This window comes from Flavobacterium micromati (assembly GCF_900129585.1).
Taxonomy (GTDB): domain Bacteria; phylum Bacteroidota; class Bacteroidia; order Flavobacteriales; family Flavobacteriaceae; genus Flavobacterium; species Flavobacterium micromati.
The window spans coordinates 200,810-216,141 of record NZ_FQWF01000002.1; the positions used below are offsets into that span (position 1 = coordinate 200,810).

A 15,332-nucleotide genomic window follows, 5' to 3' on the forward strand; every position below is an offset into this window, starting at 1 on the left:
TTATTGAAAAAACTTCGCACAATTAGCAAAGTTCTCAATATCAGCCAGTCCACTCATGTATTTAAAAAGTATTTCATTATTTAATTATAAGAATTTTGCTGAAGCAAACTTCGACTTCGACCGAAAGATAAATTGTTTTGTAGGCAAAAACGGAATTGGAAAGACCAATGTTCTGGATGCTATCTATCATTTATCCTATGGGAAAAGCTACTTTAATCCGTTAGCCGTTCAAAATATAAAGCATGGCGAAGAGTTCTTTGTAATTGATGCCGAGTTTGAAAAAAAGGAACGAATTGAACAAATTGTTTGTAGTTTAAAAAAAGGTCAGAAAAAAATATTAAAGCGTAATGGCAAAGCATACGATAAATTTTCAGACCACATCGGGTTTATTCCTCTTGTGATAATTTCTCCAGCAGATAGAGATCTAATTGTAGAAGGCAGCGAAACCCGACGCAAATTTATGGACAGTGTGATTTCACAGTTGGATTCACAATATTTAAAACAACTTATTCAGTACCAAAAAGTAATTAGTCAGCGCAATGCATTGCTGAAATATTTTGCTTTAAATCATGTTTTTGAAAACGATACATTATCTATATATAATGAGCAGCTAATCATCTATGGAAAATATATCTTTGAAAAACGAAAAGAATTTATTGAACAATTTATCCCTACTTTTAACAAACACCATCAAGCGATAACGGGTTCAGAAGAAACGGTTCAATTAGTTTACGAAAGTCATTTGCACGAAAAAGATTTATTAATCCTTTTACAAGAAAATATAAATAAAGATAGAGCATTACATTATACTAGCGTGGGCATTCATAAAGACGATCTTGCATTTGAAATTGATAATCATCCCATAAAGAAATTTGGTTCACAAGGTCAGCAAAAATCGTATTTGATCGCTCTTAAATTAGCACAATTTGAATTTTTAAAAAAGCAAAGCGGTGTAAAACCATTACTGTTATTTGATGATATTTTTGATAAATTAGACGAAAGTCGGGTCAGTAAAATAATAGAAATGGTCAATAGCGATACTTTTGGACAGCTTTTTATATCAGACACACACCCCGAGCGCACTGAAAATATCTTAAAATCGACAAATCAATCTTATAAAATTTTTAATTTGTAACTTTTTTTTATTGATCCCAAAGATTTTGAAGCTCAATAATTAACTACTTTTACACAATCAATTTTAAATATAATAACCTTGAAATTTAATCCAATATTACTAGTAATTGTATCTTTTATACTATTTTCATGTAATGGTCAAACAGCAAATAATAGCCAAATTTTAGATGCTAAAACCTTTTCAGAAAAAATTGTTGCCACGCCAAATGCCCAAATTCTAGATGTCAGAACTGCAACTGAATTTTCATCAGATCATATTGATCAGGCTGTAAATGCTGACTGGCTAGGAAATAATTTCATTGATGGCACCAGCAAATTAGATAGAACTAAACCTCTATTTGTTTACTGTAAAAGTGGTGTAAGAAGTCAAAGCGCTGCAACAAAATTAGAAGAATTGGGCTTTACTAAAATTTATCTCTTGCAAGGCGGGATTTTGAAATGGGATGCAGCAGGTTTGTCAAAACCTAGTACTGAAGCAATAGGAATGACAGCGCGAGAATATAGTGAATTACTAAATTCTGATAAAAAAGTGCTGATTAATTTCTACGCGGAATGGTGTGCACCTTGCAAAAAAATGGCTCCTTACGTCAAAACAATGCAAACTGAATTTGCTGACAACGTAACAATTATCAGATTGGATGCCGACAAAAATAAAACGCTCATGAACGAAATGAAAATTAGTGAACTTCCCACCTTACTTTTATATGACAAGAAAGAAATAAAATGGAGACAATCTGGTTTTGTTAGCGAAGATGATTTACGAAAACAAATACAATAGTTACGATGCTTTCAAAAGACACACTTCAATTCTTAGATGATTTAAAAGCTAATAACAATCGGGATTGGTTTTTAGAAAATAAAAAAAGATACGAGATTTTTAAAAATGATTATTTACAAACAGCTAATGATTTGCTAGATGCTTTAAAGCCGCTCGATCCATCACTAGAAATGCTAGAAGGTAAAAAGTGCACTTTTAGAATCAATCGTGATATTCGGTTTTCAAAAGACAAAACACCTTATAAAACGCATTTAAGTTTTTGGTTTTCATCTGGAGCCAAAGGTCAAAATCGTTCCGGATATTATATTCATCTAGAGAAAGGAGCAAGTTTTATTGCCGGTGGATTGTATTGTCCAGAAGCAGGTGATTTAAAAAAGATACGCAAAGAAATCGCCTTTTTTTATGATGATTTAGAAGCAATTCTTGATGAAAAGGATTTTAAAAGAGAATTTACCGATTTTGCTCGGGAGGAAAAAAACACATTGAAAAATCCGCCAAGAGGATATGAAAAAGAGCATCCCGCAATTGATTTACTAAAATTAAAAAGCTTTGAATCAGCACAAAAAATTGAAATAACAGCAGCTACAAAAAAAGATTTTGTTGCTGTAATGAGCCAAAAATTAATCGTTTTAAAACCTTTAAACGATTTTCTCAACCGCGCTTTAACTTCTGAGTAATTTACGTAGGATCGATGAAAAAAAAGAAAATACTTTTTCTTGGCGAATCATTTCGAGCGGATGCCATAACATGGATAAATGGCCTAAGGGAATTTGGCGATTTCGAAATTATAACTTGGGAATTAAAAACGCCCAGTAATAATAAAACGAACCGCATTTTGAGATTACTAGAATTTATCTTCGCTGTTTTCAAAATAAAAAAAATAATTAAAACAGAGAATCCTGATATGGTTATCGCTGAACGCACAACTAGTTATGGTTTTCTAGCGGCAATGACAGGAATACATCCAATGGCAATCGCACAGCAAGGTCAAACTGATTTGTGGCCTGCAAAGACCGTTACAATTCCTTTTAAAAAGTTAATTCAGGGTTATGCTTTTAATCAAGCAGATTTAATTCATGCTTGGGGTGAAGTGATGACACTTACGATGAAAGAATCAAATGTTGATATGAATAAAGTGTTGGTTTTACCAAAGGGAATTGATTTAGATGTCTTTGCAAATCAGAATAACGCTAATCCACAAAAAATTTGTGCCATCGTTACAAGATCTCTTTTACCTGAATACCGTCACGATATTATTTTAAAAGCTTTTGGTGTTTTAAATAGAGAAGGAATTGACTTTTTACTAATTGTTGTTGGCGACGGAACGCAACTTCCTATTTTAAAACAGTTAGCAAGACAAATTAAAATACATGAAAAAGTGATTTTTACGGGTCGAATCCCAAATACGCAATTACCACAATTATTACAAGAGTCCAATATTTACATTAGCATGCCAACAACTGAAGGAGTTTCGGCATCTTTATTTGAAGCAATGGCTTGTAATTGCTATCCAATAGTGACTGATATCGCAGGAAATAGAAATTGGATCCAGCACCGTGAAAATGGAAATTTAGTTCCAGTTGATGATTGTAACGCTCTTGCGGAAGAACTTATTTGGTCTTTTGAAAATAAAACTCATAGAGAACAAGCGGTTCTAATAAATAGAAAAACCGTTGAACATAAAGCTAATTACAAAACAAACATGAAAATTATTTCCAATAAATATCACAATTTAATCAATTTATATACTACTAAGTAAATATGTGCGGAATTAATGGAATTTTACACTTGCAATCGCAAAAAAATGTTGACGAACGTGTTTTACTTAAAATGCGCGATTCGCTTGAACATCGAGGCCCAGACGACAAAGGATTTTTTATAGATAAAAACATTGGATTGGGACATAGACGTCTTTCCATCCTCGATACTTCAACTGCCGGACATCAGCCTTTTTTATCAGAAAACGGACGATATGTGCTGACTTATAACGGAGAAATTTACAATTTTACAACATTTTACTCCGAATTGAAAAGTAACGGTTTCAATATTAAAACATCGTCGGATACCGAGGTTTTAATGAAATTATTTGAGTTGTATGGCGTAAATATGTTTCATCGCCTCAACGGAATGTTTGCTTTTGCGATTTGGGATAAATTAGAAAAAAAACTTACTGTCGTTCGGGATCGAATGGGTGTAAAACCACTATATTATTCTTTTTACAACGAAACTTTTTATTTTGCATCAGAGCAAAAAGCACTTTTTACTGCTGGTATTCCACTAAAAATAGCGCAAAACGGTTTAGAAGAATATATTTTCAATCGGTTTGTTGCTGGAGAAAATACGATGTATCAAAATATATACAAGTTACTTCCGGGACATTTTATGACAATACCTGAAAGCGGAAAAGTTACCACCACAAAATGGTGGAATCTAAAAGAAGAAATTCTCAATCAGTCTGAAATAAAAAATCCCGTTGAATGGTTTCGTGAAACATTTGACGACGCAGTGAGTTTGCGCATGGTAAGTGATGTTCCTGTTGGGGTTTTATTAAGTGGCGGACTTGATTCTTCATCAATTATAGCGTCGCTGCATCAGCAAAAATTCCAAGATATTCAAGCTTTTAATATGGGTTTTGAGGAGAAGAAACACAATGAAGCTCACTTAGCAGAACTACTAGCTCACAAAATGGATTATGGATTTCATACGATGCAACTGCAAAATCAAGATCTTTTTGACAAATTAATGAGTGCCACTTATTTTCAAGACGAACCAGTTATGCATCTAAGTGAGCCACATATTTTAGCAGTTGCTCAAATGGCAAGACCTAAAGTTAAAGTGTTATTATCAGGCGAAGGCGCAGATGAACTTATGGGCGGATATGTACGCTACAAACCATTAAAATATCCTACATTACTTCAGTCCATTGCCACCGTTAGTAATTCCTCCTTTTTGCAAAATAAACCGCGCTATGAAAAACTAGCCCGTTACTCACAAATTGAAACAAATTCGGATTTAATTTTATTTAACGGCTGCAATATTTATCCAAAAGATATAGCGGAAAATTTTGGAATAAATGCACCACCAAAAAACGAATATCGCAAGCAACTTTACAAGGAAGCAAAGTCTCTCTATCCAAAAAATCTGCGAAGGCAAGCACTTTACTTTGACCAACATACCTATTTATGTTCACTTCTTGATCGAAATGACCGCTGTACAATGGGTGCTTCAATAGAATGCAGAGAGCCATTTCTAGACCCAAGATTAATTATTGGACTGGGATCGCTGGATGACAATTGGCTTTTTAAAGGAAAAAAATGGAAATATATCTTGAAAAAATCGATGGAGGATCGTTTGCCTAAAGAAATCCTCAAATTTAAGAAAGTAGGTCTCAGTGCACCATGGGGAGATTATATCACTCAAAGTCCAGCTTTTAAAGATGAATTGGAGTCTTTTAAAAAAAGTGATGTTTTCAAAATGCCTTACTTTGAGCACATCAATATAAAGAAATTAGTGCAACAATTACAAAATGGCGACACTCAAATGACACCTTACATAATGCCACTATTCATGATGCATATCTGGATGAAAACCTATACAACTAAATTTTAATTCTTACTTTTGAATTCAGATTCAAAAAAGCGCAATTTTCATGGAAATCCAGTATCAATATTCGTTAAAAAACCTTAATACTTTTGGCATTGAAGCCAAAGCAAAGCAGTTTATAGCCGTTCACTCTATTGAGGAATTACAATTAGTTTTAGATCAAAACAAAACGCAAAAAAAATTCATTTTAGGCGGTGGTAGTAATATGCTTTTGACAAAAGATATTGACGCTTTAGTGATTCACATAGATTTAAAGGGAATAAAAATTATTGATGAGGATGAAAATTATGTTTGGGTAGAAAGTCAAGCTGGCGAAAACTGGCATGAATTTGTACTTTACACTATCGATCACAATTTTGGCGGATTAGAAAACATGTCGCTCATTCCGGGAAATGTAGGTACAACGCCTGTGCAAAATATAGGTGCTTATGGAACTGAAATCAAGGACACTTTTGTTTCGTGTCAAGCTGTAGCAATAGATAGCCAAGAAACTAAAACTTTTACTAAAGAAGAATGTAGTTTTGGCTACAGAGAAAGTATCTTTAAAAATGAAGTAAAAGATCACTACATAATTACGTCAGTAGTTTTTAAATTGACTAAAAAGGATCACAAAATCAACACTTCTTATGGAGATATAATTGCTGAGTTGGCTAAGAATAAGATCACGAAGCCATCATTAAAAGACGTTAGTGATGCAGTAATTGCGATCAGAAAAAGTAAATTACCAGATCCAAAAGAGCTTGGAAATAGCGGTAGTTTTTTTAAAAATCCTATTCTACTAAAATCGGAATTTGAAAAAATTCATAAGCAATTTCCTGAAATGAAATACTACGATATTTCAGAAACCGAGGTAAAAGTTCCGGCAGGTTGGCTTATTGAACAAGCCGGATTTAAGGGAAAGCGTTTTGGTGACGCAGGGATTCATAAAAATCAAGCCTTAGTTTTAGTAAATTATGGCAATGCAACTGGGCAAGAAATTCTAGAAATTTCGAGAAACATTCAAGATACAATATTTAAAAAATTTGGTATTTATATTGAAGCTGAAGTAAATGTGATTTAAGTTCTTGCATTCCATATTTAGTTCAAATAAGAAGTAGAAGATAAATTTATTTCAAATTGTCAATATCTAAATGTTATTTTAACAATACTTGGTCACAGGCTCAAGCTATTTACTCCAGCAATCTATAAAAAACGAAAATCAGCAAAAAATTAAAAAATTTCTTCAATAAAATAGCTTTCTTCTTATACTCATTCTCAACAATGTCGCGTTCTATACAGTAAATATTGCTTTGAAATTGGTGAAATTTATAAAAGTCCAGCATCTTTAATACAGAGAAGATCATAGAACAATTTACACTTCCATTTTTTTTCAGGTCAAGACCATATTTAAGAGTATTTTCAAAAACTTACAGGAATATTTCGTCCTCTTGAACTATTATGAGAAAACTCGATCATTTTCGTTGTAAAATTTAGGATTCACCCTTTGGTCATTTCAATCATATGATCAATTACATGAATGTGTTCGTGCTGAGGGCTAAACATAACAATTTCTGCATCTGCAATGACCTTAACATTATGCCCTGCTGGCCAATAAAAAAGATCGTTTGAATTTACGGTCTCTTCTGCTCCGCTAGCATCTGTAGTAGTTACTTGACCACTCACGATATATCCCCAATGTGGACACTGGCATAAATTTCCTTCTAGTCCTATAAATAAGGGAGTAGTATCGACTCCCTGAGCAAGGCTAAAATACTCGCCGCTAATCTTACCAAAACCAGTAGCATCTCCAAAATCAGTTTTTACTCTAAGAACAGCTCCGGGAATTTGCATTTTCACATCAATCTCATCTTTAGCAATTTTCATAATTTCATTTGTTTTAATTATATTTATCAAGGAAAGCAGAAAGTGTTTCATTATACTCCATTATGGACAAAAACCATTTGTTAGAATAAAATAAAAATTTTCATACTACACATCCAAGATAGATAAATAAATCTGATTATCAACACTTTAAAAAAAAATATAATTATAAAACAGCTTCTCAGTGTAACTTAGTTAACATATCCAAGAGAAAAAGTTGTTCTACCCATTTGTTAGTTTTGTAGTCAATGAAAAACTATTTACTTATCTTCGTTTTTTTGAAGCGAAAAAAAACAGTCGATTAGTCGCTATTAAAAATTGACTAAAAACAACCTTAAAAATGCATCAACACAAAGATGTTTTGCAGTTCATTTAAGAGGGAAAATGAAAATTATAGCGGTAAAAAGCTTAATCGAATCCATAAAAAAACTATTTTATAAGTACAAAAAAATACTAAGAACTTTGTTCATGTAAAAATTTATTTGAAAACCCATTATTTAATTGTGAGGTTTCCTTGCATTAAAAATTGAAATAATCGAGAACCAAGCTAAAAAAAAATCTTAAAAAGGAAAAAAGAAAATCATTACACCATAATTTCTACGTCAGAAAAAATAACTGAATCAAAAATAGTTATTACAAATAAGATGAGAAAATAGAGAGTATAAATTCTTTTCGAAATTCACATATTCTCTTTAACAATTCCTATTTGTATTCATACCTTTGCACCTCCCGAAATTTCGGGCATTTAAAAACTCACTAAACTCAAAATGCTTATACTTATTCTTTACTTTTTTATTATTATCGTTGCAGTTCAAATTTTGTTTTACCTTGGAATCTTTGGAAAATTTGCTTTCGCGAAAGCACAAATTATAACTCCAAAAATAGTTTCTATTTCAGTAATAGTTTGCGCCAAAAATGAAGCAGAAAATGTTAGCAATTTTATTCCATTGTTAATAGAACAAGATTACCCTGATTTTGAAATTGTTTTGATTGACGACGCATCAAGCGACAATACTTTAGAAATTTTTGAAACGTATGAAAAACAGCATTCTAATATTCGTTTAGTAAAAGTTCAAAATAATGAAGCTTTTTGGGGAAACAAAAAGTACGCGTTAACTCTCGGAATAAAAGCCGCCCAAAAAGAATACCTGTTATTCACAGATGCTGATTGTTATCCTACTTCTAAGGATTGGATTACTGCAATGAGTTCGCAAATCACGATGCAAAAAACTATTGTTTTAGGCTACGGTAAATATGAGACAATTGCTAATTCCTATTTAAATAAAGTAATTCGTTTTGAGACTTTAATCACCGCAATTCAGTATTTTTCATGGGCAAAAACGGGACGCGCATACATGGGAGTTGGAAGAAATTTAGCCTATAAAAAAGAAGAGTTTTATAATGTAAACGGCTTTATTTCTCATATTCATGTTCGCTCTGGTGATGATGATTTATTCATCAATGAAGCTGCTAAATCTAGAAATACAACAATTGTATACGCTGCTGAAAGTTTCACACTTTCAAAACCTAAAACGACTTATAAAGAGTGGTTCATACAGAAAAGACGTCACATCGCTACTGCAAATTATTATAAAACATTTGATAAAATTCAACTTGGAGTCTTCTACTTTTCCCAATTTTTATTTTTAATATTGCCAATAATTTTATTATTATGGGAATTTGAATGGATTCTTGTACTAAGTTTGATAGGACTTCGTTATTTAGTAACGTGGTTAGTGATAGGATTTTCGGCTGCAAAATTAAAAGAAAAAGATGTCGTTTATTTGTATCCAATAATTGAACTGACGCTCGTACTTACTCAAATAAATATTTTTATCACAAACGTATTCTCAAAACCAGTACAGTGGAAGTAAAACAACAAATAGAAAAGGCAAAACAAGGCGATCAAGTGGCCTTCACTTTTCTATTGAATCACTATTGGAATGAAGTTTATGGTTTCATGCTTAAGCGTACCGAAAATGAAACTACTGCCGAAGACATTACCATTGAAACTTTCTCGAAAGCGTTTGACAAAATAATCACTTACAACCCCGAATTTCAATTCAATACTTGGCTTATCGCTATTGCAAAAAACGTACATATTGATTTATTACGCAAAAGAAAAGCCAGTCTTTTTATTGAAATCACTGACGACGAAAACCAACAAGCTTATAATATCGCAGATACAACTCCATCTGCCGAAGATGAATTAATCACTGAGCAAAATCTTTCACTCTTACTGCAGTATATTAAAGAACTAAAACCGCATTATCAGGAGGTAATTCAGTTACGGTATTTTCAAGAGTTGAGTTACCAAGAAATCGCTACTAAAATCGATGAACCATTAAGTAATGTGAAAGTCAAATTGCTTCGCGCCAAAAAACTACTGGCTGAAATTATACGAAACAAACGGTAAAATTCATTATCGGGAAGAATTTAATTAAACAACTACTATTTTGCTAATAATATTTTTTTATCTTTAAGAAAAAAAATAAAATATTGATACTAAAATTCTTATTTATGCGTTGGTAATTAAAACACCGTTTGCTTATGATGTGAATGCTACTTAACCATTAAAAACCACACATTATGTCAAAATTAAGTATTTACGAAACCGGCTGGATTGATTTAGTTTTTCAAGACAGAAACAAAAAGTACGGCGCATATCAATTGCGTCAAGATAGCGCAAAAACTTCATTTTTAGCGCTTTTTACTGGAGTGGCACTTCTATTTGGAGCAATGACAATCCCTAAAATTTTAAATTACATTAATCCTGATGTGCAAGTAATTACAATTACACCAGAAATTATTGATAAAATTGTCCAATTATCTAGTGTAAAACCAAACGAGCCTAAACCGATGGAAACACTTCCGGCGGTAAAAAGTATCCCAGCAACAGAAATTGTCAAAACGATACAATTGCGCAATCCTGAAATTGTTGAAGCGACTACAGCCACACCAGATATTGCAAAAAATATTGATTATAAAAATACAACAACTTTAGCTAATGATGGATCAGGAATAACAGGTTTAAATCCTGCTCCTGCTGATGGAAATGGCGCATCAATAAATCCTATTGCTGTAGCATATAACGAAAATAACATTGTCAATAGCGGAGTACTTGATAAACTACCAGAATTTCCTGGAGGCATCAGTAAATTTTATTCCTATGTAGGTAATAATTTTGAAAAACCAGAAATCGAAAATACTACAAATACTATGCGCATTTTTGTTTCGTTTGTCATCGAAAAAGATGGAAAAATGACTGATATTCAAGTTTTAAAAGATCCTGGCTACGGTTTGGGAAAAGAAGCTATTAGAGTGCTAAAATCATTGCGAACTAAATGGATTCCCGGAATGCTCGGAGGCAAAGCGGTTCGCACTGCATATAACTTACCTATTTCGGTGCAAATGCAGTAATTAATAATATGAAATTTTAAAAGCAGTATCGCAAGATGCTGCTTTTTTAGTTTGATCTATATTATCTTTTCTTGTAGTTTAGTTTTTTATGGCTCAAACTTGTTGGCCTTTATCAACAATTATTTTTTATGATAAATCTACAAAGCAGAAAACGTTTAGTGCAACTTACTAGTTTTTTAAAAAAAACGAACTTTAGGACTTCAAAACGTATATTAGAGCTCTGATGATCCCGAAGCGTCTGGAGATATCCTCGCAGTGCAACGGAGAAATAATGGCGAAAGCAGGACCATTTAAAAATGAAAAAATAAAAACAGCTGCTCCTAAAAGAACTATTGAATTTTGTTTAAATAAAAGCGCAAACCATTGAACAAATAAACTACATTCCTTATCTTTGCAGTCTTAAAAATAATATATGGAAACTGTTTTAGAAAATACTTTAGCTGTTACAACCCTCAATAAAACTGAACAACCATTAGCCAAGCCAAAATGGTTGAAGGTAAAACTTCCAATAGGCCAGAAATATACTGAACTCCGCAGTTTAGTTGATAAATATAGCTTGAATACAATATGTACTTCAGGCAGTTGCCCTAATATGGGCGAATGCTGGGGCGAAGGAACGGCGACATTTATGATATTAGGAAATATATGTACGCGTTCATGCGGTTTTTGTGGTGTAAAAACGGGACGACCTGAAACGGTTGATTGGGATGAACCAGAGAAAGTGGCGCGTTCTATCAAAATCATGAAGATAAAACATGCCGTAATTACCAGCGTGGATAGAGATGACTTGAAAGATGGCGGTTCTATCATTTGGATTGAGACGGTAAAAGCCATTAGAAGAATGAATCCTACTACTACGCTAGAAACATTGATTCCTGACTTTCAAGGCAATGAAAGAAATATTGATCGCATTGTCGAGGCTAACCCTGAAGTAGTTTCACATAATGTAGAAACTGTGCGTAGGTTGACTCGTGAAGTGCGAATTCAAGCAAAATATGATAAAAGTTTAGAAGTTTTACGCTATTTAAAAGAAAAAGGAATTAATAGAACTAAGTCGGGGATTATGCTTGGCCTAGGTGAACTTGAAGAGGAAGTGTATCAAACGATGCGTGATTTACGCGCTGTAAATGTTGATATTGTAACAATTGGACAGTACTTGCAACCTAGTAAAAAACACTTGCCAGTTAAAGAATTTATTACTCCTGAACAATTCGAAAAATATGAAAAGTATGGTTTAGAACTTGGTTTCCGTCACGTTGAAAGCGGACCATTAGTGCGATCATCATACAAAGCTCAAAAACATATTCTATAATCCTCTACCACTTAAAAAGGAAAAAAATTAAAAAATTGAAAACAAGAATTGCTATTAACGGTTTTGGAAGAATAGGACGAAATTTATTTAGATTACTTATAAACCATCCCGAAATTGAAGTCATTGCCATAAATGATGTTGCTAACACAAAAACAATGGCTCATTTAATAAAATACGATAGTATTCACGGGGTTTTACCATATACTGTGAGCAGTGATGACAAGGGGATTATTGTTGATGGAAAACAGTATTTATTTTTTCATGAAAAGAAGATTATTAATCTTGACTGGAAAAGTATTAACATTGATTACGTTATTGAATCAACGGGGAAATTCAAAACATTTGATGAATTGAATGCGCATATTTTGGCTGGTGCCAAAAAAGTAATTCTTTCTGCTCCCTCTGAATGTGACTCTATAAAAACGGTAGTTCTTGGTGTGAATGACAAAATCCTTGATGGCACCGAAACAATAATTTCTAACGCTAGTTGTACTACAAATAATGCCGCACCAATGATGAAAGTTATTGATGAACTTTGTGGAATAAAGCAAGCATATATTACAACAATTCATTCTTATACAACAGATCAAAGTTTGCACGATCAACCGCACAAAGACTTACGTCGAGCGCGCGGCGCGAGTCAGTCTATAGTTCCTACAACAACAGGCGCTGCAAAAGCTTTGACAAAAATATTCCCAGAATTCGAAGGGAAAATTGGCGGTTGCGGTATAAGAGTACCGGTTCCCGATGGTTCTTTGACTGATATCACCTTTAATGTAAATAGAGCGGTTACTATTGAAGAAATAAATTTAGCATTTAAAACTGCGGCAAACACTACGCTAAAAGGCATTTTAGAATACACTGAAGATCCAATTGTGTCCGTCGATGTTATTGGCAATAGAAATTCATGTATATTTGATGCACAACTAACCTCCGTTATCGAAAAAATGGTAAAAGTAGTAGGTTGGTACGATAATGAAATAGGATATTCCTCTAGAATTATTGACTTAATTAAATTGACAAACATCAAAAGCAAATAAAAAAAACCGGTAGCAAATGAAATGGATCTGTGTTTACTTACTTTTTTTAAACACAATATTGTACTCTCAAAAATCAGAGAGTGCAGATCGCTTTGCGTACTATAGCGGATCAAATTACCCTGTTGTTATAAATAATAATTATAGAGAGGCTTTAGCACTAACGAAGAAAGCGATTATTGCAGCAGAAGAGAAGGATAATAATGCTGTCCAAGCTTCTGAAAATTATAAATTAGGAAAGTTATATTTTAACATAAATAAGTACAACGATGCTATCGCATCACTATCAAAAAGTATTGTTTTGTTTTCGAAACAAGAACAAAACACAAAACAAGCAGCAGCATATTACACGTTAGGTTTATGTTTTATGGCTACAAAAAATTTCGAGCGAGCTAATCTCTACTTTAATATCAGCAAAGTAATTCTTACGTTTCTTGATGCAAAAGAAGCACTACCACTAATTAGTTTACAAAAAGGTAAAATTTATGCTGCTAAAAACAGAATGGATCTTGCGTTGCCAATTTTCAAAGCTATACTTGTATTGCCAAATGATCTTATAGTTTTAGATACTAGATCGGAGGCTTTTTATCAGATGGGCGTAATTGAAGAAAAAAATAACCGCCTTTTCTTAGCTAACAATTATTTTAAAAAAGGTTTGCAATTAAATGGATTTTCAGAAAATTTTGAACAAAGATCTAAGTTATTACTTGCACTGAGTAACGTTTTTGAGAGAATGCTAGATAAAAAAACGGCGTATTCTTATTTAAAGCAACATATCAATGTCAACGAGAGCATTTCTATAAGAAACAGTTTACGACTTGGAATAGATGACTACACAAAATTTCAAGAGGCAGAAAGCTTAAAGGAAGTTATTAAAACTGCACAAGCAATAAAAGAGCAAGAGAAAACCGCTAAATTCTCTAAACTGATTAGTATTTTTGCTATTGCTATCATTTCAATTTTGTCTTTGTTGAGTCTTTCCTTATATAAAAACAACAAAATAAGAATTCAGTCTAACTTATTACTTCAAGATAAGAATAACGAATTAGAAATTGCGAAGAATAAAGCGGAAAAGGCATCGCAGGCAAGGGCAGAGTTTCTCTCAACAGTAAGCCACGAACTTCGCACACCGTTGAACGCAATTAACGGAATTGCACATTTATTACTAGAGGAAAATCCCCGAAAAACTCAAATGGATTATTTATCTTCTCTAAAATTTTCTGGAGATTATTTAACAAGATTTATTAATGAAATCTTAGAAATAAATAAAATTGAATCTCACAGCACCCAAATCGAGGAAATAAATTTTGATTTAAAAGTACTTTTATCAGGTATTCGAAATTCGCTAAAAGAGCTCGCTTTAACCAATAAAAATAGTTTGATTTTCGAAATTGATCGTGCGATTCCAGATTATTTGATTGGTGATCCAACTAAATTGTCTCAAATAATTTTAAACTTAATAAATAATGCTTTAAAATTTAGTAAAAATGGTGAAGTTAAAGTAATTGTAAAACAAACCGACAGTTCTGAAGAGGAGGCAAATTTATATTTTGAAATCAGCGATACGGGTATTGGGATACCAGAAGATAAATTAGAAAGTGTTTTCGAAAGTTTTTCTCAAGGTTCAATCGAAGTTAACCGTAAATATGGTGGAACAGGATTAGGATTAACGATTGTCAAGAAATTAATAAAAATACTTGGTGGAAAAATAAGCGTAAAAAGTGTTGTAAATCAAGGTAGTACGTTTTCGTTTAACTTAGCTTTTCAAATTGGTGAGCAGCTATTACCTGTGGTTAAACTGTCAAAAATTGATTATAATGAAAAACTAAAAAATAAAAAAATATTATTAGTTGAAGATAATAAAATCAACCAAATGATTACCAAAAAAATGCTTCACAATAAAAATATAATTTGTGAAATCATTGACAATGGTGAAGATGCAATTCATTCAGCGAGACATAATAAATTTGATTTGATTTTGATGGATGTTCATCTCCCAGGAATTAACGGAACGATTGCAGCAGAAATGATTCGCAATTTTGATAAAATTACTCCTATAATTGCTTTGACTGCCATATCACTTCACGAAAACAGAGAAATGTTATTATCCTTTGGAATGAATGAAGTGATCACAAAACCGTTCATCCCAGAGGAATTTTATACTGTAATTGCTGAGCACATTTAAAAT

The 15,332-nt window shown here is 32.6% G+C and carries 13 protein-coding genes; 12 read left to right on the forward strand and 1 reads right to left on the reverse strand.

Annotated features, from left to right (window positions below):
• Nucleotides 1-55: 55 nt before the first annotated feature.
• From recF to murB, 6 genes are all read left to right on the forward strand, one after another.
• Nucleotides 56-1,135, forward strand: coding sequence for a DNA replication/repair protein RecF (gene recF, locus BUB42_RS03095; RefSeq protein ID WP_073017085.1), 1,080 nt, complete (start codon nt 56-58; stop codon nt 1,133-1,135).
• 78 nt (nt 1,136-1,213) lie between these two features.
• Nucleotides 1,214-1,912, forward strand: a complete 699-nt coding sequence (locus BUB42_RS03100; RefSeq protein ID WP_073017087.1) for a thioredoxin domain-containing protein — start codon at nt 1,214-1,216, stop codon at nt 1,910-1,912.
• A gap of 5 nt (nt 1,913-1,917) precedes the next feature.
• Entirely contained in the window at nt 1,918-2,589 is a 672-nt protein-coding gene (locus BUB42_RS03105) for a DUF2461 domain-containing protein (protein ID WP_073017089.1), read from the forward strand.
• 14 nt (nt 2,590-2,603) lie between these two features.
• On the forward strand, nt 2,604-3,671 hold the full coding sequence (locus BUB42_RS03110) for a glycosyltransferase (RefSeq protein WP_073017091.1): 1,068 nt from the start codon (nt 2,604-2,606) through the stop codon (nt 3,669-3,671).
• Between the two features lie 2 nt (nt 3,672-3,673).
• Nucleotides 3,674-5,521 (forward strand): asparagine synthase (glutamine-hydrolyzing), encoded by a 1,848-nt coding sequence (gene asnB / locus BUB42_RS03115; protein ID WP_073017092.1) that lies wholly within the window; start codon nt 3,674-3,676, stop codon nt 5,519-5,521.
• Nucleotides 5,522-5,561: 40 nt separating this feature from the next.
• Complete coding sequence (murB, locus tag BUB42_RS03120; protein WP_073017094.1) at nt 5,562-6,575, forward strand: UDP-N-acetylmuramate dehydrogenase; 1,014 nt, start codon at nt 5,562-5,564, stop codon at nt 6,573-6,575.
• A 416-nt stretch (nt 6,576-6,991) separates the two neighbouring features.
• Here murB and BUB42_RS03125 read toward each other — a convergent pair whose 3' ends face one another.
• Nucleotides 6,992-7,429, reverse strand: a complete 438-nt coding sequence (locus BUB42_RS03125) for a cupin domain-containing protein (RefSeq protein WP_244533873.1) — start codon at nt 7,427-7,429, stop codon at nt 6,992-6,994.
• Nucleotides 7,430-8,142: 713 nt separating this feature from the next.
• On the opposite strand from BUB42_RS03125, the gene BUB42_RS03130 reads away from it, so the two are divergent.
• From BUB42_RS03130 to BUB42_RS03155, 6 genes are all read left to right on the forward strand, one after another.
• Nucleotides 8,143-9,249, forward strand: a complete 1,107-nt coding sequence (locus BUB42_RS03130; protein ID WP_073017096.1) for a glycosyltransferase — start codon at nt 8,143-8,145, stop codon at nt 9,247-9,249.
• On the forward strand, nt 9,240-9,791 hold the full coding sequence (locus tag BUB42_RS03135) for an RNA polymerase sigma factor (protein ID WP_073017098.1): 552 nt from the start codon (nt 9,240-9,242) through the stop codon (nt 9,789-9,791). The genes BUB42_RS03130 and BUB42_RS03135 overlap by 10 nt, the downstream gene beginning before the upstream one ends.
• A gap of 173 nt (nt 9,792-9,964) precedes the next feature.
• Complete coding sequence (locus BUB42_RS03140; protein ID WP_073017100.1) at nt 9,965-10,795, forward strand: energy transducer TonB; 831 nt, start codon at nt 9,965-9,967, stop codon at nt 10,793-10,795.
• A 412-nt stretch (nt 10,796-11,207) separates the two neighbouring features.
• Nucleotides 11,208-12,107: a lipoyl synthase gene (gene lipA, locus BUB42_RS03145; protein ID WP_073017102.1), complete on the forward strand. Its 900-nt coding sequence runs from the start codon at nt 11,208-11,210 to the stop codon at nt 12,105-12,107.
• 35 nt (nt 12,108-12,142) lie between these two features.
• A complete protein-coding gene (gap, locus tag BUB42_RS03150; protein WP_073017104.1) occupies nt 12,143-13,147 on the forward strand; it encodes a type I glyceraldehyde-3-phosphate dehydrogenase in 1,005 nt (334 codons plus the stop codon).
• 16 nt (nt 13,148-13,163) lie between these two features.
• Nucleotides 13,164-15,329, forward strand: a complete 2,166-nt coding sequence (locus BUB42_RS03155; RefSeq protein WP_073017106.1) for a tetratricopeptide repeat-containing hybrid sensor histidine kinase/response regulator — start codon at nt 13,164-13,166, stop codon at nt 15,327-15,329.
• Nucleotides 15,330-15,332: the final 3 nt, after the last annotated feature.

What these genes read in the sequence shown, in the direction of transcription:
- recF (WP_073017085.1), top strand. Translation starts at nt 56, where the DNA reads ATGTATTTAAAAAGTATTTCATTATTTAATTATAAGAATTTTGCTGAA.
- BUB42_RS03105 (WP_073017089.1), top strand. Translation starts at nt 1,918, where the DNA reads ATGCTTTCAAAAGACACACTTCAATTCTTAGATGATTTAAAAGCTAAT.
- BUB42_RS03110 (WP_073017091.1), top strand. Translation starts at nt 2,604, where the DNA reads ATGAAAAAAAAGAAAATACTTTTTCTTGGCGAATCATTTCGAGCGGAT.
- asnB (WP_073017092.1), top strand. Translation starts at nt 3,674, where the DNA reads ATGTGCGGAATTAATGGAATTTTACACTTGCAATCGCAAAAAAATGTT.
- murB (WP_073017094.1), top strand. Translation starts at nt 5,562, where the DNA reads ATGGAAATCCAGTATCAATATTCGTTAAAAAACCTTAATACTTTTGGC.
- BUB42_RS03125 (WP_244533873.1), bottom strand. Translation starts at nt 7,429, where the DNA reads ATGAAACACTTTCTGCTTTCCTTGATAAATATAATTAAAACAAATGAA.
- BUB42_RS03130 (WP_073017096.1), top strand. Translation starts at nt 8,143, where the DNA reads ATGCTTATACTTATTCTTTACTTTTTTATTATTATCGTTGCAGTTCAA.
- BUB42_RS03140 (WP_073017100.1), top strand. Translation starts at nt 9,965, where the DNA reads ATGTCAAAATTAAGTATTTACGAAACCGGCTGGATTGATTTAGTTTTT.
- lipA (WP_073017102.1), top strand. Translation starts at nt 11,208, where the DNA reads ATGGAAACTGTTTTAGAAAATACTTTAGCTGTTACAACCCTCAATAAA.
- BUB42_RS03155 (WP_073017106.1), top strand. Translation starts at nt 13,164, where the DNA reads ATGAAATGGATCTGTGTTTACTTACTTTTTTTAAACACAATATTGTAC.